At 71.8% G+C, this 20056-nt stretch carries 11 protein-coding genes, 1 pseudogene and 1 riboswitch; of the genes and pseudogenes, 11 read left to right on the top strand and 1 reads right to left on the bottom strand.

All coding sequences use genetic code 11. The features are described from left to right. Nucleotides 1–78: 78 nt before the first annotated feature. Nucleotides 79–1182, bottom strand: coding sequence for a PKD domain-containing protein (locus REH70_RS15615; RefSeq protein WP_310748673.1), 1104 nt, complete (start codon nucleotides 1180–1182; stop codon nucleotides 79–81). 308 nt (nucleotides 1183–1490) lie between these two features. After that, a riboswitch (cyclic di-GMP riboswitch) is annotated at nucleotides 1491–1565 on the bottom strand. Nucleotides 1566–1805: 240 nt separating this feature from the next. On the opposite strand from REH70_RS15615, the pseudogene REH70_RS15610 reads away from it, so the two are divergent. From REH70_RS15610 to mfd, 11 genes and pseudogenes are all read left to right on the top strand, one after another. Next, nucleotides 1806–2953: pseudogene (locus REH70_RS15610) on the top strand (DUF1972 domain-containing protein); the annotation flags it as partial. Nucleotides 2954–3011: 58 nt separating this feature from the next. Continuing rightward, nucleotides 3012–3818: a CDP-alcohol phosphatidyltransferase family protein gene (locus tag REH70_RS15605; protein WP_310748671.1), complete on the top strand. Its 807-nt coding sequence runs from the start codon at nucleotides 3012–3014 to the stop codon at nucleotides 3816–3818. A 68-nt stretch (nucleotides 3819–3886) separates the two neighbouring features. Further along, a complete protein-coding gene (locus tag REH70_RS15600) occupies nucleotides 3887–5011 on the top strand; it encodes a glycosyltransferase (protein WP_310748669.1) in 1125 nt (374 codons plus the stop codon). A gap of 82 nt (nucleotides 5012–5093) precedes the next feature. Further along, a complete protein-coding gene (locus REH70_RS15595) occupies nucleotides 5094–5714 on the top strand; it encodes a glycosyltransferase (RefSeq protein WP_310748667.1) in 621 nt (206 codons plus the stop codon). Further along, the gene (locus REH70_RS15590) at nucleotides 5684–6001 is read left to right on the top strand and encodes a hypothetical protein (RefSeq protein WP_310748665.1); all 318 of its coding nucleotides are present in this window, start codon (nucleotides 5684–5686) and stop codon (nucleotides 5999–6001) included. Before REH70_RS15595 ends, REH70_RS15590 begins: the two co-directional genes overlap by 31 nt. Before the next feature lie 1225 nt (nucleotides 6002–7226). Beyond that, nucleotides 7227–12476, top strand: coding sequence for a PKD domain-containing protein (locus REH70_RS15585; protein WP_310748663.1), 5250 nt, complete (start codon nucleotides 7227–7229; stop codon nucleotides 12474–12476). Between the two features lie 242 nt (nucleotides 12477–12718). Then, entirely contained in the window at nucleotides 12719–13699 is a 981-nt protein-coding gene (locus REH70_RS15580) for a hypothetical protein (protein ID WP_310748661.1), read from the top strand. Beyond that, nucleotides 13684–14043 carry a hypothetical protein gene (locus REH70_RS15575; protein WP_310748659.1) on the top strand — a complete coding sequence of 120 codons (360 nt, stop codon included), beginning with the start codon at nucleotides 13684–13686 and terminating at the stop codon, nucleotides 14041–14043. The genes REH70_RS15580 and REH70_RS15575 overlap by 16 nt, the downstream gene beginning before the upstream one ends. Nucleotides 14044–14106: 63 nt before the next feature. After that, the gene (locus tag REH70_RS15570) at nucleotides 14107–15513 is read left to right on the top strand and encodes a polysaccharide biosynthesis tyrosine autokinase (protein ID WP_310748657.1); all 1407 of its coding nucleotides are present in this window, start codon (nucleotides 14107–14109) and stop codon (nucleotides 15511–15513) included. A gap of 177 nt (nucleotides 15514–15690) precedes the next feature. Next, nucleotides 15691–16137 carry an adenylyltransferase/cytidyltransferase family protein gene (locus tag REH70_RS15565; RefSeq protein ID WP_310748655.1) on the top strand — a complete coding sequence of 149 codons (447 nt, stop codon included), beginning with the start codon at nucleotides 15691–15693 and terminating at the stop codon, nucleotides 16135–16137. Between the two features lie 194 nt (nucleotides 16138–16331). Beyond that, nucleotides 16332–20048, top strand: a complete 3717-nt coding sequence (mfd, locus tag REH70_RS15560) for a transcription-repair coupling factor (RefSeq protein ID WP_310748653.1) — start codon at nucleotides 16332–16334, stop codon at nucleotides 20046–20048. The last annotated feature ends 8 nt before the right edge of the window (nucleotides 20049–20056 follow it).

Here is a 20056-nt window from a genome sequence, read left to right as displayed (position 1 = left end):
TGGTGACCAGGCCACGGATGTCCATGGCGTCGATGACGGCGCCGGGGGTGGTGATGACGAGGTCGCCGTTGTGGATGGTCAGGGGGTGCCGGCGGGGACACCGGTGTTCGCCGGGCCGGGCTTGACCGCGCCGGGGAGCGAGACGACCGGCTCAGGAGCCCGGACGGTCACGGTCGACGAGGTGCTCTTCTGAGCACCCTTGTCGTCGTACACCGTGAGCTTCACGGTGTACGACCCCGCGGTGGAGTAGGTGTGGTTGGCCGTCGGGCCGCTGCCCGTGGTGCCGTCGCCGAAGCTCCACGCGTGGGAGACCACGCGGCCGTCGGCGTCGGTCGAGGTGCTCCCGTCGAGCACGGCGACCAGGCCGTCCGTCTTCGAGCTCAGGCGTGCGACCGGGGCCTCGTTCGGCTTGGTGACCGTCACGCTCGAGGTCTTGGTGCTGCGTGCACCCGCGTTGTCGGTCACGGCGAGGGTGACGGTGTAGGTGCCCGCGGAGGTGTACGTGTGTGTCGCCGTCGGCCCGGACGCCGTCGCGCCATCGCCGAAGCTCCACGCGTGGGAGGCGATGGAGCCGTCGACGTCCACGGAGGCTGAACCGTCGACGGCGGCGGTGAGATCGGCGACTGTGATGGCGACCGAAGGCGCGGGGGCAGCGTTCTGGACGGCCGGACGCGCGGCGACACGAGCGAAGCTGGCGGTCACGGGAGCGTTCGATGCGGACCCCGAGACGTACGTCGAGGTCGCGATGCCGCCGGGCTTCTGGAGGTTCGGGGTGGAGTCGGTGGCCGACACCTGCCACGCGGACGGCTCGGTCGTCCCGCGCTTCCATGCCTTCGCCCGCACGGTGGTCGGGGAGGTGCCCGTGACCTGGAGGCGGATGGACAGCTCGGTGCCCGCGGCGTAGGTGACCCCGGGGAGCGTCACGGCCTTGAGTGCGGTTTCGCCGCGCCCGGCGATCAGGGTGACCGACCCCGAGGGCTGCACCTTCAACCGTGCGCGGTAGTCCCCGGCCGATCCCACCCGGCGTCCCAGCACGGACACGTAGGTGCCACCGCCGGTGGCCTTCTTGTCCAGTGCGACATCCAGGGTCAGGTCGGTGTCGGTCGAGCTGTAGCCGTTGAGGTGTGCCCACCCCGTCTGGCCGGCCTTCCCGATCCGCTGGCGTCCGACGCCGGTCGACACGGAGTGGACCACGGAACCAGCGGTGGTCGTCCACGTGCCGCCTCGCTCGGCTGACCCCCAACCACGGGTGACCGACCGCGCGAAGCCGTCGGCCACCGGCGTGGTCGCCGCGGTAGTGGTGGCCGTCGTGGTGCTCGCCGCGAAGGCAGCGGATGCCGAGGCCGGAACCATGCCGGCACACACCACAGCGCCGGCGAGGACCGCAGTCACGAGCATGCCGCGGCGCCGGCGTCGTCCGGCGCTGTGCGGGGCGGTTGGGCTGTCGAACCTGTCGATGGGCAGCGATGAGCGCATGTCGATCTCCGTCATTCGGTGGCCTGGCGAACCGCGTGGGTTCCATGGCTTTGCGTCCCTGCCTCGCGACAGGTTTGCCTTTTTCGTGGACGCCACCTCATCGGCGGTGTGCTCGCGGTTCAAGAAATCTGCGCTGTGCTCCGTGTCACACGCGACCGATCGAGCGAAACCCTCAGTCAGCTGGGTCGAGGGGCGATCTGGGTGACATGGCGGACCAACGAGCCGCCGGCCATCCCTCGGACCATAGGGTTGACCGATCACGGGCGCCTGCCGCCCATGTCGATGTGACGGGGGACAGCGTGGACGAGAGCAGGAGCGCCGGATCGGCCATGCGCATCGCGATGGTCGGTACCCGCGGCGTGCCCGCCCGCTACGGAGGCTTCGAGACCTGCGTCGAGGAGGTCGGATCTCGCTTGGCCGAGCGTGGACACCACGTCGTCGTCTACTGCCGCGGCGGGGCCGGCGAGCTGAGCGAGCAGGAGTACCGCGGCATGTCGCTGGTCCACCTGCCTGCGATGCGCCGACGCTCACTCGAGACGTTGAGCCACACGGGCCTCTCTGTGGCTCATCTGGCGCGTCATCGCACCGACGCGGCGCTCGTGTTCAACTCCGCCAACGCCCCGTGGCTCCCGGTGCTCCTCGCTGCCCGGATCCCGGTGGCGACGCACGTGGACGGTCTGGAGTGGAAGCGGGCGAAATGGAGCGGAGCGGGTCAGCGCTACTACCGCCTCGCGGAGTCGTTGTCGGTGCGGTGGTCTGACGCGCTGATCGCGGACGCCGTCGGAATCCAGGACTACTACCGCACGGAGTTCGACGCCTCGACCGTGCTGCTGCGCTACGGGGCGCCCGTCGTCGACCACGGTCGGTCGGAGCGGCTGGACGAGCTGGGGCTCGAGCCGAACGGCTACCACCTCGCGGTCGCCCGATTCGAGCCGGAGAACCACGTCCGGGAGATCGTGGACGGGTACGTCCGGAGCCGCGCTGAGCTCCCGCTCGTCGTCGTCGGATCGGCGCCTTACTCGGACGAGTACACGCGGACGGTGCACGAGCTCGCCGACGGCCGAGTTCGGTTCCTGGGCGGGGTGTGGGACCAGGAGCTGCTCGACCAGCTCTACGCGGGGTCGCGGACCTACCTGCACGGGCACTCGGTGGGGGGACCAACCCGTCTCTGCTGAGGGCCATTGGGGCCGGTGCCGCAGTCGTCGCCTTTGACGTCGGGTTCAACCGCGAGGTGCTGGGCGAGCACGGGCGCTACTTCGGTCAGGCGTCTGACCTGCCCGCCCATCTCCAGGACGCGGAGTCCGACCCGGGCGGTGCAGGTGCTCGCGGAGAGGTGCTCCGGGAGCGGGCCCTGGAGTACGACTGGGACGACGTGGCGGACGGGTACGAGCGGCTGTGCCGAGCGCTGGTCGACGGCACTGCTTCGCACCCCGGCAGTCATCGCCGTCGGCGCGGAGGGGCGGCACCGACCGTCCGGGGCCGGGTGGCGACCACGTCCCCACCCAGCGGTTCGCGGCGGAGATCGGGGTGCAGCTGTGACGAGTACAGCCGGTCCGGACACCCCGGAGACCTACCTCTGCACCGTTCGTCGCCTGGCGGCGGCGCAGAAGCCGGCCGCGAGGAGTGCTCCTGCGTACTCGCGGTACGTGAACCGTCGCATCGGGCGCTATCTCGCGGCGTGGGCATTCCGCGCGGGACTGTCGCCGAACGCAGTGACGGGGATCAGCGCGCTGTTCACGTTCACCGGGGTGGCTCTCCTCATGGCGGTACCGCCGTCGTCGTGGAGCGGGGTGACCATCGCGCTCCTGCTGCTGGTGGGATACGCGTTCGACTCCGCCGACGGTCAGGTGTCGCGCCTGCGCGGTGGCGGCACGCCGGCAGGTGAATGGCTCGACCACATGGTGGATGCGGCGAAGGTGTCAGCGATGCCGCTCGCGGTGCTCGTCGGGTTCGCCCGGTTCGACGCCGCTCCCGAGGGCTGGCTGCTGGTGCCGCTCTCCTTCTCCGTCGTCTCCGCCGTGCTGTTCTTCGGGATGATCCTCACCGAGCAGTTGCGGCGACAGCACGGACAGCAGTCACTCGCCGTGGACGCGCCCGGCCGGCCGTCGTGGCTGCGTGCGCTCCTCGTCGCCCCGATGGACTACGGATTGCTGTGCCTGTCGTTTGTGCTCCTCGGCGCGACCGACGTCTTCATGGTCGTCTACACGGTCCTGTTCGCCGCGACCACCGCCTTCACGGTGCTGGCGAGCGTCAAGTGGTTCCGCGAGATGCGGTCGTTCACCGTCAGGGCGGCCCCCGCGGCCTCCGTGCCCTCCGGGGGCGACGCGGGGCGTCGACGATGAGGCCGCGGCGGCGGCTCCGGCAGGCGAGCGCCACGGCGCCGACCCGCGCAGCCGGGCGGACGGTCCTCATGGCGCACCCGAGCGCGGACCTCTACGGGTCGGATCGCGTTCTCCTCGAGAGCGCCAGCGGACTCGTGGCAGCCGGCTGGGACGTGGTCGTCGCGATCCCGACCGCCGGGCCCCTGGTCGAGCAGCTCGAGGCGCGAGGCGCTCGCGTGGTGCTCTGTGCGAGCCCGGTACTGCGCAAGTCCCTGCTCAGCCCGCGAGGTCTGGGCTCGCTGGTGCGGCAGACGGCACGCGGGCTCCGTGAGGGCAACCGCTTGATCACCCGTCTGCGGCCGCGCGTCGTCTACGTCAACACCGTGACGATCCCGCTGTGGCCGGTGATCGCGCGGTTGCGGCGCGTGCCTCTGCTGTCGCACGTGCACGAGGCCGAGGCATCGGCACCCGGGTGGTTGAGGACGGTCCTCGCGCTCCCCGCGCTGCTGGCGGACGTCGTGATCGCGAACAGCGACTTCAGCATCGGAGTCCTCGCGCGCTCCTTCCCCCGGCTGGGGCGTCGCGCGCAGTTGATCCTCAACGGCGTGCCCGGCCCGGCCGACCGGACGATGGCGCGCGAGACCGTGGACGACGGCCTCCGTGTCCTCTACGTGGGCCGGCTCTCGCCGCGCAAGGGCGTCGACGTCGCCGTCTCAGCGCTGGGACACCTGGACGAGCAGGGCGTCACGGCGTCCCTCGACCTTCTCGGTGCTCCCTTCCCCGGCTACGAGTGGTACCAGGCCGAGCTGGAGGACCAGGTCCGCGGACTGGGCATCAGCGACCGGGTGCGCTTCCACGGTTTCAAGGACGTCGTCTGGGACGTCATCCATGACGCCGACGTCGTCGTCGTGCCGTCACGCGTGGACGAGCCCTTCGGCAACACCGCGGTCGAGGCTGTCCTGTGCGCGCGACCTGTCGTGGCCAGCGCGACCAGCGGGCTGCTCGAGGCGACCGCCGGGTACGGGAGCGCGCAGACCGTGCCGGCGGGCGACGCGCGTGAGCTGGCTGCCGCACTCGACCGAGTCGCGACGGACTGGGCGAGCAAGCGGGTCGACGCCTGGGCCGACGCCGGGCAGGCAGAGGCTCGACATGCCCCCGAGGTCTATCGGAGGAGAGTGGCCGCTGTGGTCGCGGAGATGCTGACCGGTGCCTGAACGACGAACAGCGCCGAGGGTGGCTACGGGGACCTCGGACGCGCGTGGCCGCGCGAGCGGGTCGGGAGAGCCCCGCATCGTCGTGGCCGTCCTGACGTACCAGCGCCCTGACGACCTGACGGCGATCCTTCCAATGCTGGTCGAGCACGTCGGGCCATACGCGGATGCGACTGTTCTCGTGGTGGACAACGATCCCGCCGCGGGCGCTGCGGGATCGGTCCGCGGCCTCGGCGACCAGCGGGTCGCCTACACGCACGAACCTGTGCCGGGGATCGCCGCGGCCCGCAACCGCGCGCTCGACGAGGCCGGAGACGCGGACCTGCTGGTCTTCGTGGACGACGACGAGCGGCCGGAGCCCGGATGGCTCGACGCCTTGGTCTCGACCCACGCCCGTGAGGGATCGCTCTGCGTGGTGGGACCGGTGGTCTCGCGCTACGAGCGCGATCCCGAGCCGTGGATCGTCGACGGCAGGTTCTTCGACCGACGTCGGCTGCCGACGGGTACTGAGCTGCAGGTGGCGGCCACCAACAACCTCCTCATCGACCTCCGACAGCTGCGTGCGATCGATCTGCGGTTCGACGAGCGGTTCGGCCTCAGCGGGGGTCGGACACCCTCTTCACGCGTCGCATCGCGCAGGCCGGCGGGCGCATGGTCTGGTGCGACGAGGCGGTCGTGGTGGACGTCGTCCCGGCGGCCCGGCTGACGCGTCGTTGGGTGCTGCAGCGTGCCTACCGCAGCGGCAACGCGTGGAGCCGGACCTCCCTCGAGCTGGCCGGCACGCGCCGTGCCGCCGCGCGCGAGCGGGTGCGCTGCAGCGGGCAGGGCGTGCTCCGCCTCTGCGGTGGGGCCGCGCGATGGGGCGTCGGGGTGGCGTCCCGGTCGCAGCCGCAGCGGGCCCGCGGTCTGCGCACACTGGTGCGTGGGGCCGGGCTCCTGAGCGGGGCCTGGGGCTCGGTCTACTCGGAGTACCGCCGCCCGTCCCCGGCGTAGGCGCTCGGGGGCTCCGCGTCACCGGCGTCGGTCCGGCCGGGCCGGCGCACGCCGACGCCGTCCACGATGGCACGTCACCCGGTTCACGTGGGTGCCGGTTTCACGAGCGAGTCAGGGAGCACCATGTCGCAGGCAGCAGGTCGGAAGAAGCTCGGCACACGTGGACGGGTCGTTGCCGCCGCGGTGGCCGTCGTGGTCGTCGTCGTGGCGATCCTCCTCCTCGGTGGTCGTGTCGGTGGCGAAGGTGGCGACCGGCTCCCTGGAGCGGGGGCCTCGCCGCAGGCCAGCGCCCGGCCGACCCCCTCCGCGTCGACGTCCGACCCCGCGGACGAGCCCGGGTCGGAGCCGGCCGAGTCGCCCGCGCCGACCGCCGCCCCCGACGGCAGCGGGGCAGCACCGTCGGCCCCACCCGCGGAGGGCGTCATCACGCTGCCCCCGCTCACGGACACCCCACCGGAAGTCGTCGCGCTCGACGCGGAAGCGGCGCTCGGTTCGTCGGCCACCGCACGCGTGCTGGGTGTCGAGGAGGTGACGGCATCGGGCACCGGGATCGGTGAGATCGCAGGGCCGGCGCTCCTGGTGACCCTGGAGGTCACGAACACCGGTGGTGAGGACCTCGACCTCGCATCGTTCAACGTGTCGGCCTACCTGGGCTCTGACGCGGTGCCGGCGAGCCCGGTGACGACGGACGACCGCGAGTCGCCGCTGGCCGGCGTCCTGAGCCCGGGGGAGAGCGCACGGGGGCGTACGTCTTCCGGGTGCCGGCGAGCGGTGCGGGGGTCCTGTCCCTCGCGGTGCTCGCCGGGCCCGCCGGTGAAGTGCTCGTGTTCCAGGGCGACGTCGCGACCCCGACCAGCTGAGATCAGCGCGTCGCCGGAGGCGCGGTACCGCCGGTGTGGCACCGCCGGCGCGAGGCCTCGTCCACCGGGCCGCCGGGTTGAGTGGTCCACCAGGGTGATTCGTCCCACGCTCAGGGTGAAGTCACGGGACCGTCCTTCGCCCGTCCGTTTTGTACCCGTACCGTGGCCGTATCAGTTCTTCGTCGGTCGGCCGTGTCGCACGGCCTGAATTCTCTGGGGCATCCATGGCGCACGGTTCGTTGGCTCGACGATGGGCAGCCGGGGTCGCTGCCCTGGGTGTGGTGCTGGTCGGTGCTCTGACGGCGCAGCCAGCGGTGGCCGACTCGGCACCGGTCGATCCGTCCGACCCAGCGACCCCGACGACCATGGCGGCCGACGCGCTGCCGACGGTGCAGATCGACGGCGTGGTGTGGTCCCAGGTCGTCGTGGGGCGGACGGTCTACGTCGCGGGGAGTTTCACGACGGCCCGGCCCGCCGGCTCGCCGCCCGGGGTCAACACGGTCCCGCGCCACAACGTCCTGGCGTACGACATCGAGACCGGAGAGCTCGTGCAGAGCTTCGCACCGGTGCTGGACGGGCAGGCACTGTCGATCACGGCGTCGCCCGACGGGACACGCGTATACGTGGTCGGCGACTTCAACAAGGTCGACGGACAGTGGCGGGTGCGGGCTGCGGCCTTCGACACCGCGACGGGTGCGCTGGTGAGCTCGTTCCGACCCACCCTCTCGGCGCGAGCGCTGACGGTCGCGGCGTCGAACAGCACGGTCTACGTCGGAGGAAACTTCGTCGGCGCGGCGAGCGTGACCGGTGCCGCCCTGCAGCCGCGTGCCTACCTCGCAGCCTTCTCGGCCGCCAACGGCGAGGTGACGCCGTTCGTTGCTGACGCCGACGCTCCGGTGACGGCCCTGGCCTTGGCCGCTGACGGCTCCAAGGTCGTGGTCGGCGGTCGGTTCACCCGCGTGAACGACACGAACGTGTACGGGCTCGGCGCGGTGTCGCCCACGAGCGGGGCGCTCCAGCCGTTCCCGGCGAACCAGAGCATCCGCAACGCCGGCACGAAGTCGTCGATCACCAGCCTGTACGCCGACGAGTCGGGCATCTACGGCACGGGGTATCACTTCGGCGGCGGGGGGAACCTCGAGGGCACGTTCCGTGCGCACCCGACGACCGGTGAGCTGATCTGGGTCGCGGACTGCCATGGTGACGCCTACTCGGCCTACCCCGTCGACGGCGTCGTGTACACCGCAAGCCACCACCACTACTGCGGCAACATGGGCGGGTTCCCCCAGACTGAGCCGTGGACCTTCTACCACGGCAACGCGTTCAGCATCGCCCCGACCGGTACGAACACCGCTGACATCTACGGCTACCCGGATCACCGGGGCAAGCCCGCGCCGAACCTTCTCAACTGGTTCCCCACCTTCAACATCGGGTCGTACACCGGTCAGAGCCAGGCCGGGTGGAGCGTTGCCGGCAACGACGACTACGTCGTCTTCGGCGGCGAGTTCCCTCGGATCAACGGCAGCGCCCAGCAGGGCCTCGTCCGGTTCGCCCGGGCCGACGCAGCGCCGAACAAGCGCGGGCCCCAGGTGACCGGGGCGGCCTTCAACCCCCGCGTGCTGTCCGTGGCCGAGGGCGCGGTCCGAGTGACGTGGCGCGCGAACTACGACCAGGACAACGAGACGCTCACCTACCGCGTCTACCGTCGTGGCACGACGGCGCCGATCCACACCGAGATCGCCACGGCGCCGTTCTGGGACCTGCCCACCATGTCGTTCACGGACACCGGGCTCACACCGGGGACGACGCAGGAGTACCGGGTCACCGCGACTGACCCCTTCGGGAACGTGGCCCAGTCCCAGTTCGTCGCGTCCACCGTCGCGGCAGCCGGCAGCGTCAGCGAGTACGTGACCGACGTCCTCGACGACGGCGCGTCCTCCTACTGGCGCCTCGGAGAGGCGTCGGGGTCGGCGGTGCGCGACTGGGCGGGCCTGTCGGACGCCACCGCGTCGAGCGGCGTCTCCCGCGGCGCAGGTGGCGCCATCGGTGGAGATGCTGACGCCGCGTCGACCTTTGACGGCTCGGCCAGCGGTTTCGCGGCCACGACGGACCCGGTTCCGGGACCGAACACGTTCACCGTCGAGGCATGGGTCAAGACGACGTCGACGCGGGGCGGCAAGATCGTCGGCTTCGGCAGCTCGGCCACGGGCAACTCTGGCAGCTACGACCGGCACATCTACATGGACGACTCCGGCCGGATCTACTTCGGGGCCTACCCGGGTAGCACGCGTACGGTGAACAGCTCCGCGCCGTACAACGACGGTCAATGGCACCACGTCGTCGCTTCCCTCGGGGCCAACGGGATGCGGCTGTACGTCGACGGCCAGCGTGTCGCTCAGCGGACCGACACGACATCCGGGCAGAGCCTTTCTGGCTACTGGAGGATCGGCGGAGACACCATCGGCAACTGGCCCGGGACTCACGCGAGCGACTACCTCGCCGGCGCGATCGATGACGTCGCGGTCTACCCGACCGTGCTGAGTCACGAGCAGTTGCTCGGCCACTACACGGCGTCAGGTCGCACGTCGACCCTGCCGCCGCTCCCGAGCGACGCCTACGGCGCAGCGGTGCGGTCGGCGAGTCCCGAGCTGTACTGGCGTCTGGGTGAGAGCACGGGGACGCGGGCGAACGACACCGGCCTGGGCGGGGTGACGGGCACCTACCGCAACGGTGTGGCACTCGGTGCGGGAGGCGCGCTGAGCGGTGTGACTGACACGGCGGCCCGCTTGGACGGTCGAGATGACTTCCTCACGAGCGACGTACAGGTCACAGCGCCCAGCATCTACTCCGAGGAGCTGTGGTTCAGCACCACCAGCACCAGCGGCGGCCGGCTCATCGGCTTCGGCAACAGCCGGGACAGTCTGTCAACGAGCTACGACCGCCACGTCTACCTGGAGAGCGACGGCCGTCTGTCCTTCGGTACCTGGACCGGCCAGCACAACATCCTCTCGTCGACCGCTACTTACAACGACGGTGCATGGCACCACGTGGTGGCGACCCAGTCGTCGGCCGGCATGCGCCTGTATGTCGATGGAGTGCAGGTCGCGGAGGGGTCGCAGACCTCGGCGCAGTCGGGGTCGGGGTACTGGCGCGTCGGCGGTGACCGCAACTGGGGCCCCGGGGTCTGGTTCGACGGCCGGATCGACGAGGTCGCCGTGTATGGGCGCGCCCTCACGCCGACGGAGGTGGCTCAGCACCACGCCCTCGGCGCGGCCACGGTGATCCCCAACCAGGTGCCGACGGCGGCGTACACGTCCGCCGTCAACGAGCTCACCGTGGTGGTCGACGGGAGGAGCTCGACGGACGCCGACGGTCTCGTCGCGTCGTACGCGTGGGAGTTCGGCGACGGCGCGACGGCGACCGGTGCGACGGCGGAGCACACCTACGCCGCGGCGGGCGACTACACGGTCCGGCTGACGGTGACCGACGACGACGGCGCGGTGGGCGTCGTGGAGCAGCGGGTGACGGTCACGGCGCCGGTGCTGGCGAATGTGGCGCCGACGGCGGCGTTCACCTCGCGGGTGGACGGGTTGTCGGTGGCGGTGGACGGGTCGGGGTCGACCGACTCCGACGGTTCGGTTGCGTCCTACGCGTGGCAGTTCGGTGATGGTGCGACGGGGACGGGTGTGACGGCGTCGCATGCGTATGCCGCGGCTGGGACGTACACGGTGACCTTGACGGTCACGGACGACGACGGTGCGACCGGGTCGGTGTCGGACGTGGTGACGGTTGCTGCTGTGGAGACGGGCGGTGAGTGGGCTCGTGACGCGTTCGGTCGGACGCTCGCCTCGGGGTGGGGCACGTCGGACGTGGGTGGTGCGTGGGCGGTCACGGGTGCGGCCTCGAACTACGGGGTGGCTGACGGGGTTGGCATGCACCGGGTGCCGCGTGCCGGGTCCACGTTGACCGCTGCGCTGTCGGGCGTGTCGTCGTCGGACACCGAGGTTCAGGTGACGGTGTCGGCCGACCAGGTGCAGACCGGTGGCGGGACGTATGTCACGGTGTTGGGGCGTCAGGTGGGGTCGTCGGAGTACGCGGCGCGTGTGCGGTTGCTGGCGGGTGGCGTGGTGAACCTGGCGGCGATGCGCGGCGGGACGAGCATCGGTGCGCTCAACGTGCCGGGGCTGTCGTTGGCCGCGGGCGAGCAGCTGCGGGTGCGGGTGCAGGTGGTGGGCACGTCGCCGACCACGGTCCGGGCGAAGGTGTGGGAGGTCGGTGCGGTGGAGCCGGCTGACTGGCAGGTCTCGCGGACCGACTCGACGGCGAGCCTGCAGGTGCCTGGCGGCGTGGGTCTGCGGACCTACCTCTCGGGCTCGTCGACCAACGCGCCGATGACCATCAGCTACGACGACTTCGCGGCGTTCTCCACCTCGACGGTGCCACCGGCACCGACACCGGCACCGGCGAACCAGGCGCCGGTCGCGGCGTTCACCTCGCAGGTGAACGGGGCGACGGTGGCGGTGAACGGGATGGGGTCTCGAGACTCCGACGGTTCGGTAGCGGCGTATGCGTGGGTGTTCGGTGATGGTGGGACGGGGAGTGGTGCGACAGCTGAGCACACGTATGCCGAGGCCGGCGAGTACGCGGTCCGGTTGACGGTCACCGATGACGACGGTGCGGTCGGTGTCGTCGAGCAGCAGGTGACGGTCGCTGCTGCCCCGGTGGTCAATGTGGCGCCGACTGCGGTGTTCACGTCGCGGGTGGACGGGTTGTCGGTGGCGGTGGACGGGTCGGGGTCGACCGACTCCGACGGTTCGGTTGCGTCCTACGCGTGGCAGTTCGGTGATGGTGCGACGGGGACGGGTGTGACGGCGTCGCATGCGTATGCCGCGGCTGGGACGTACACGGTGACCTTGACGGTCACGGACGACGACGGTGCGACCGGGTCGGTGTCGGACGTGGTGACGGTTGCTGCTGTGGAGACGGGCGGTGAGTGGGCTCGTGACGCGTTCGGTCGGACGCTCGCCTCGGGGTGGGGCACGTCGGACGTGGGTGGTGCGTGGGCGGTCACGGGTGCGGCCTCGAACTACGGGGTGGCTGACGGGGTTGGCATGCACCGGGTGCCGCGTGCCGGGTCCACGTTGACCGCTGCGCTGTCGGGCGTGTCGTCGTCGGACACCGAGGTTCAGGTGACGGTGTCGGCCGACCAGGTGCAGACCGGTGGCGGGACGTATGTCACGGTGTTGGGGCGTCAGGTGGGGTCGTCGGAGTACGCGGCGCGTGTGCGGTTGCTGGCGGGTGGCGTGGTGAACCTGGCGGCGATGCGCGGCGGGACGAGCATCGGTGCGCTCAACGTGCCGGGGCTGTCGTTGGCCGCGGGCGAGCAGCTGCGGGTGCGGGTGCAGGTGGTGGGCACGTCGCCGACCACGGTCCGGGCGAAGGTGTGGGAGGTCGGTGCGGTGGAGCCGGCTGACTGGCAGGTCTCGCGGACCGACTCGACGGCGAGCCTGCAGGTGCCCGGCGGTGTGGGCCTGCGGACCTACCTCTCGGGCTCTTCGACGAACGCCCCGATGACCGTCGGCTACGACGACTTCGTGGCGCGCCCGGCAGGGTAGCCGCCCCGTCCGTACGGACAGACCGGCCGGCTGAAGGCCGGGAGCCCCTGGTGTCCAGGTGGCTCCCGGCCTTCGGTCTGCCCGGGTGCCGCTGCGGTGGGTGCGCCCCGGCGGTCGGCCGCCGGACTGCTCCGTTCGGGGTCGGCCGGAGGGCGGCCCGGTAGGCTGCGCACCGCCCGTGAGAGCCGCCGGGCGCCGGACCGTGGAGCGGAATCCTGATGCTGAACAGAGCTGGTCCCGCCGTGGACCAACTGGTCACGCTCGGCCTGGGGCTCCTGGTAGTGGTCGGTGCGCTGCTCGTGCTGCGGGCGGCTCCCCGCGCCGCCGTGGTCGTCTGGGTGTCGAGCATCTGCTTCGTCCCGTTCTGGCTCGGGCTCTCGGTCGGCCCCTTCGTGCCGCCGGCAGCCGTCGTCGGCGTCCTGGTGCTCGCGGCGCTCGCGCCGCTCGGCTTCGGCCGCATCTCGGCCGCGGACGCCGCCGCCGTGCTGCTCGTCGTGGTCGCGCTCCTGCTGTACGCGACCGGTGCGTCGACCCTCGCGACCGTGTTCGTGCTCCTCTCCCAGTGGGCGGTCGGGTACGTGCTCGGCCGGTTGCTGCCGTCCCGGGTGAGCCTGGACTGGATGTACCGGTGCCTCGGTCTGACGTTCACGGTGGTCGCCGTCCTCGCGGTCGTCGAGTTCGTCGCCGGCGCCAACGTGTTCGTCACCCTCGGGTCGTCCGAGTGGACGGGGCTGCAGGAACGTGGCGGGATGATCCGCGCCGAGGGCGCGTTCGGCCACTCCATCGCCCTCGGTGCGTGCATCGCCCTGGTGATCCCGCTGGTGCTGGCGTCGTCGTTCTCCCTGCCTCTCCGGCTCGTCATGGTCGTCACCATGCTGGGTGCCACCGCCGTGACGTTCAGCAGGATCGGCATGGTGACCGCGGCGCTCGGCGTCGTCCTCACCGTCGTCTTCGCCCGCGACGGCATGTCCGCCCGGCTCCGTGCGCTCGTCTCGATCGGCATCCTCGCGGCCGGGGCGGCCCTGATCCCCCTCGTCGACGAGACGTTCACGGCGGCGGGCGAGGAGGCGTCCGGCAGCGCCGCCTACCGGAGCGACCTGCTGTCGCTCGCGGGCGACGTGAAGGTGATCGGCCTCACGGACGCCTTCTACCGCACGCCCGCGGGAGAGGTGTACTACGGGGGTTCCGCTCCATCGACAGCGCCCTGGTGCTGTTCGCACTGAACTACGGCTGGTTGCCGCTCGCCATCGTCTGCGCACTCCTCGTGGGCGCGATCGTGCTGACCGTCACGCGTCGGGCCACGGCTCCCACGATCGCGCTCGCCGCGCAGGTCCCGGCGGTGATGACGGTCGCCCTCATCACCCAGTACGGCATGTTCCTGTGGTTCGTCGCAGGCCTGGCCGTGGTCAGTCAGATCCAGCGGCGCGCGGCGCTCGCCCCGTCGGCGCACCCCGCGACCGCCGTGGGGGTCTCGGCGCCGGCATCCGACTCGCGTACCGCGAGTCCCGTGCGTGCCGTGCGTGGCGAACGGGCGACGGGCGCAGAGGTCGCTCGGGCCGCTGTGTGAGAATTCCGTCGGTCGCCAGCTCGAGGCGGTCGCGCAGGAACAGGCGACAACAGAGGGGCGACGATGGGCGCGCGGGAGTATCTAGCCATCATCCGGAAGCGATGGGCGCTCGTCGTCGTGTGCGGCCTGCTCGGGGTGGCTGCCACCGCGGCGCTCTCGCTGTCGGCGACCCCGATGTACCGATCGACCGCGACGCTGTACTTCTCGCTGCAGTTCGGTGACTCGGCCAACGACCTGAACCAGGGGTCCGCCTACACGCAGAACCAGATGCAGTCGTTCGCGGAGCTCGCGACCCGGGCGGTCGTCCTCGAGCCCGTCATCGAGGACCTCGGGCTGGCCACGAGCCCGCGCGGCCTCGCCGGGTCCCTGTCGGCCGTCACGCCGCAGGGCACGGTGCTCCTCGAGCTGTCGGCGACGAGCGAGTCGGCGCAACGCAGCGCGGACGTCGCGAACGCCGTGGTCCTCGAACTCGGGCGCGCGGTGGAGGAGCTCAGCCCCCGCGGCGAGGACGGACAGGCCGCTGTGCGCGCCACGGTCATCGCTCCGGCGGATCCCGCCGCCAGCCCCTTCTCGCCGCGGACGGAGCGCAACGTCGCAGCCGGTCTGCTGGGGGGCCTTCTGCTGGGTTCCGTGCTGGCGATCGTGCGCTCTCTCCTCGACACCCGGGTCCGGGAGGCCGAGGACGTCCGATCCTTCACGGACGTGCCGGTGATCGGGACGATCGGACGTCACCCGCGCGGTGCGTCGTCCGGTGTCGTGATGCAGACCGAGCCGACGAGCCCGCTCGGTGAGCACTACCGCCAGGTGCGGACCAACCTGCGGTTCCTCGCCGTCGACTCGAAGGCGCTAAGCCTCGTCGTGACGTCGACCATGCCGGGGAGGAAGTCGACCACGGCCTGCAACCTTGCCCTCGCGCTGGCGGAGTCCGACCTCAAGGTGCTGCTGATCGATGCGGACCTGCGCAGGCCGTCGGTCGGGCGGTACCTCGAGCTCGAGGAGGCCGCGGGCCTGACCACCGTGCTCATCGGCAGGGCGACGCTGGACGACGTCGTGCAGCCGGTGGGAGGCGGCACGCTCGACGTGCTGGCGGCCGGTGAGCTGCCGCCCAATCCAGGCGAGCTCCTCGCCTCGCGTGCCATGGAGCAGGTCCTGACGGACGCGACCTCCCGGTACGACGTCGTCATTCTCGACTCGGCGCCCGTGTCTCTCGTGGCCGACGCGTCGATCCTGGCGCCCCTCGTCGCCGGCACCGTGGTCGTCGCCGACACCTCACAGGTGCGCCAGCAGCCGTTGGCGGACAGCCTGGGTGCGCTCTCGCAGGCCGGCGGACGCATCGTGGGCATCGTGCTGAACCGGGTCGCCGACAAGGTGAGCAGTGCGTACTCGGACTACGCGCTCCCGCAGCCCGCTGCCGACGGCTCGCGTCCCGCAGCCTGGCGGGGCAGGCGCTCGCGCCGACGCTCGTCCTGAGGCACCCGGCGAGGTGACCGGCCGGACAGGTGAAATCGGCGGCTTCACCCGCCCGCGGCTCGCCGCTCAACCTTGTGCGCCGCCTACCATGGACCCGCGGGCCGAAGGGGCGGACCCGTACCCCCGGTGCTGTGGGCTGAGGTTCGTCGATCGCCCTGACGCACACGAGGAGAACCCATGACGAAGATCGTCGGCTACGCGCCCGGCGCGTACGACATGTTCCATGTCGGGCACCTCAACATCCTGCGTCAGGCCAAGCAGCACTGCGACCACCTCATCGCCGGCGTCGTCTCGGACGAGATGTGCCTGCTCACCAAGGGCAAGTCCCCGGTCGTCCCGCTCGCCGAGCGCATGGAGATCGTCAGCCACATCTCGTTCGTCGACGAGGTCGTCGCCGAGGTCGTGCCGGACAAGGTCGAGACCTGGAGGTCCGTCCGGTTCGACGTCCTGTTCAAGGGCGACGACTGGCGGGGCACCCCCAAGGGCATCAAGCTCGAGCGCGACTTCGCGGAGCTCGGCGTCGAGATCGTCTACTTCCCGTACACCATCCACACCTCGAGCACGCTGCTGCGCCGGGCGCTGGACGGCATGGTCGCCGAGCGGGCCGACGCCGCCCGCGCCTGACCGCCCCCGCGTGTGACCGCCCGCGTGTGACCGCCCGGCGCGTGTGCCCACCCTCACCCCAGACGCCCCCGGGCGGTGTGGGTGCCCCGCCGTAGGATGTGACCGCACCCCGGCTCCGTGAGGATCCGGGGCGTTCGCGCTGCACCGGACCCGTCCGGCCGCCCGTCCCGTCACAGAACAGTGGTCACCGCCGCATGAACCTCTCCGGTCTGCTCCCCGCCCTCCTCGCCGACGCCGCCGCGGCCGAGGCGGTCTCGCTCGTCCGCGGCCGCGGCGCGGTCGACGTCGTCGCCTCGGCCGGCGCCCGTCCGCCGCTGCTCGCCGCGATGGCCGGCGCCCGGGCGCACGACGGCGACGCGCACGCCGGCGACGCGCACGACGGCGGCGCGCACGCCGGCGACGCGCCCGCCGCGCCGTCGTCGGCCATGTCCACGCGCCCGCTCGTCGTGGTGACCGCGACCGGCCGGGACGCGGACGACCTCGCCGGCTCGCTGCGCTGCTACCTGCCCGCCGACGACGTCGCGGTCCTGCCGGCCTGGGAGACGCTGCCGCACGAGCGGCTGTCCCCGCGCAGCGACACCGTCGCCCGGCGGCTCGCCGTCTTCCGCCGCCTCGCGCACCCCGCCGACGCGGCCGGGCACACCGGGCCGATCCGCGTCCTCGTCATGCCGGTGCGTGCGCTGCTGCAGCCCGTCGTCGCGGGGCTCGGCGAGCTCGAGCCGGTCGAGCTCAACGTCGGCGACACCGCGGACCTCGAGGCCATCGCCGAGCGGTTGTCCGGCGCCGCCTACGCACGCGTGGACATGGTCGAGCGGCGCGGGGAGTTCGCCGTGCGCGGCGGCATCCTCGACGTGTTCCCGCCCACCGAGGACCACCCGCTGCGGGTGGAGTTCTGGGGCGACCAGGTCGAGGAGGTGCGCTGGTTCGCCGTCGCCGACCAGCGGTCGCTCGAGGTCGCCGACCACGGCGTGTGGGCGCCGCCGTGCCGGGAGATCCTCCTCACCGACGACGTGCGGAAGCGGGCAGCAGACCTCGCCGAGCAGCTGCCGGGTGCGGCGGAGATGCTCGACCGCCTCGCGCAGGGCATCGCCGTCGAGGGCATGGAGTCCCTCGCGCCCGTGCTGGTCGAGTCGATGGTGCCGGTCCTGGACCTCGTCGCCGAGGAGGCGCTCCTGGTCGTGGCCGACCCCGAGCGCGTGCGCCGCCGCGCGCACGACCTCGTCGCGACCACCGAGGAGTTCCTCGCCGCCGCGTGGACGTCCGCCGCCGCCGGCGGGCAGACCCCGCTGGACCTGCGGGCGGCGTCGTTCGCCAGCTTCGCGGACGTCCGGCGCATCGCCGCCCGACGCGGGCTGGGGTGGTGGACGCTCAGCGCCTTCGGCATGGCCCCCACCGACGCCGCCGACGACGACGCCGCGGCGACGGTCGGCGCCGTCCGGCACACCGACGACGACGAGCCCACCACGCTGACCGTCGCCGCGCGGGACGTCGAGGGGTACCGCGGCGACCTGGAGCGCGCGATCACGGATGTGCGTTCCCTCCAGCGCGACGGCTGGCGGCTCGTGCTCACCACGGAGGGCCACGGGCCGGCGCGTCGCATGGTCGAGCAGCTCGGCGCCGCCGACGTGCCCGCGCGCCTCGTCGGCGAGATCACCGCCGACCCCGAGGGCGGCGTCGTCCTGGTGACCCCGGCGCCCGTCGGCCCCGGCTTCGTCGCCCCCGACCTGCACCTCGCGGTGTTCTCCGAGTCCGACCTGACCGGTCGCGCGGGGTCGTCCACGCGGGACATGCGGAAGATGCCGTCGCGCCGTCGCAACGTCGTCGACCCGCTGCAGCTGCGCACCGGCGACTTCGTCGTCCACGAGCAGCACGGCGTCGGGAAGTTCGTCGAGCTCGTGCAGCGCACGCTCGGCGCCGGAGCCAACGCCGCCACCCGCGAGTACATGGTCATCGAGTACGCGTCCTCCAAGCGCGGGCAGCCCGGCGACCGGCTGTACGTGCCCACCGACCAGCTCGACCAGGTCACGAAGTACTCCGGTGGCGAGTCGCCGTCCCTGAACAAGATGGGCGGCGGGGACTGGGCCAAGACCAAGGGCCGCGCCCGCAAGGCGATCAAGGAGATCGCCGCCGAGCTCATCCGCCTGTACTCCGCCCGCATGGCCACCCCGGGCCACGCCTTCGGGCCGGACACCCCGTGGCAGCGCGAGCTCGAGGACGCCTTCGCCTACGTCGAGACGCCGGACCAGCTCGCCACGATCGAGGAGGTCAAGGCGGACATGGAGAAGTCGGTCCCGATGGACCGGCTCGTGTGCGGCGACGTCGGCTACGGCAAGACCGAGATCGCGATCCGGGCCGCGTTCAAGGCGGTGCAGGACGGCAAGCAGGTCGCCGTCCTGGTCCCCACGACGCTCCTCGTCCAGCAGCACCTCGACACGTTCACCGAGCGGTACGCGCCGTTCCCGGTCACCGTGCGGTCGCTGTCCCGCTTCCAGACCGACGCCGAGGCCAAGGAGGTCGTCGCCGGTCTCGCCGACGGCTCGGTCGACGTCGTCATCGGCACGCACCGCCTCATCACCGGGGAGGTCCGGTTCAAGGACCTCGGCCTGGTCATCGTCGACGAGGAGCAGCGGTTCGGCGTCGAGCACAAGGAGACGCTCAAGCAGCTGCGCACCAACGTCGACGTGCTCGCGATGAGCGCGACGCCGATCCCGCGCACCCTGGAGATGGCGGTCACCGGCATCCGGGAGATGTCGACGCTGGCCACCCCGCCGGAGGAGCGCCACCCGGTGCTGACGTTCGTCGGCGCGTACGACGAGAAGCAGATCACCGCCGCGGTCCGGCGCGAGCTGCTGCGCGAGGGCCAGGTCTTCTACGTCCACAACAAGGTCGAGTCGATCGAGCGCACCGCGGCCCGGCTGCACGAGCTGGTGCCCGAGGCCCGGATCGCCGTCGCGCACGGGAAGATGAACGAGCACACGCTCGAGCAGGTCATCGCGGACTTCTGGGAGAAGAAGTTCGACGTCCTCGTCTGCACGACGATCGTCGAGACCGGGCTGGACATCTCCAACGCCAACACCCTGATCCTCGAGCGCGCCGACGTGCTGGGCCTGTCCCAGCTGCACCAGCTGCGCGGGCGGGTCGGGCGCGGGCGTGAGCGCGCGTACGCCTACTTCCTGTACCCGCCGGAGCGGCCGCTGACCGAGACGGCGCACGACCGGCTCGCGACGATGGCCGCGCACACCGACCTGGGCTCGGGCATCCAGATCGCCATGAAGGACCTCGAGATCCGCGGCGCGGGTAACCTGCTCGGCGGTGAGCAGTCCGGGCACATCGCGGGCGTCGGGTTCGACCTCTACATCCGGATGGTGGGGGAGGCGGTCGCGTCCTTCCGTGGCGACGCCGAACCGGACGTCCCCGAGGTCACCATCGAGCTGCCGGTCGACGCGCACATCCCGCACGACTACATCGCCCACGAGCGGCTGCGGCTCGAGGCGTACCGCAAGATCGCGGTGGCGGACTCCGTCGACGCGATCGCCGGGGTGCGGGCCGAGCTCGTGGACCGGTACGGCCCCGTGCCGGACGTCGTCGAGAACCTCTTCGCGGTCGCGGGGTTCCGCAACACCGCGCGCGCCGCGGGCCTGGCCGACGTCACCGCGCAGGGCAAGTTCGTCCGGCTCGCGCCGGTCGAGCTCCCCGAGTCGGCCCAGATGCGGCTCAAGCGCCTCTACCCGGGGACCGTCCTCAAGCCGGCGCTGCGCACGATCCTCGTGCCGTTCCCGACGACGGCGCGCATCGGCGGCAAGCCGCTGCACGGGGCGGACGTGCTGGCCTGGGCGAGCCAGCTCATCGACGCGGTCATCGTCGGCGACGTCTCGGCCGCGGCGGCCGTCGGGACCGCGGCGCGGGCCTAGCATGTGCA

It is taken from the genome of Cellulomonas sp. ATA003, from assembly GCF_031582905.1.
Lineage (GTDB): Bacteria > Actinomycetota > Actinomycetes > Actinomycetales > Cellulomonadaceae > Pengzhenrongella.
Note: the sequence above shows the minus strand (reverse complement) of the source record. Positions and strands in the feature narration are given on the sequence as shown.

Coding starts and splice junctions, on each gene's coding strand:
- REH70_RS15565 (WP_310748655.1), top strand. CDS start 15,691: ATGACGAAGATCGTCGGCTACGCGCCCGGCGCGTACGACATGTTCCAT.
- REH70_RS15600 (WP_310748669.1), top strand. CDS start 3,887: ATGGCGCACCCGAGCGCGGACCTCTACGGGTCGGATCGCGTTCTCCTC.
- mfd (WP_310748653.1), top strand. CDS start 16,332: ATGAACCTCTCCGGTCTGCTCCCCGCCCTCCTCGCCGACGCCGCCGCG.
- REH70_RS15585 (WP_310748663.1), top strand. CDS start 7,227: ATGGCGGCCGACGCGCTGCCGACGGTGCAGATCGACGGCGTGGTGTGG.
- REH70_RS15570 (WP_310748657.1), top strand. CDS start 14,107: ATGGGCGCGCGGGAGTATCTAGCCATCATCCGGAAGCGATGGGCGCTC.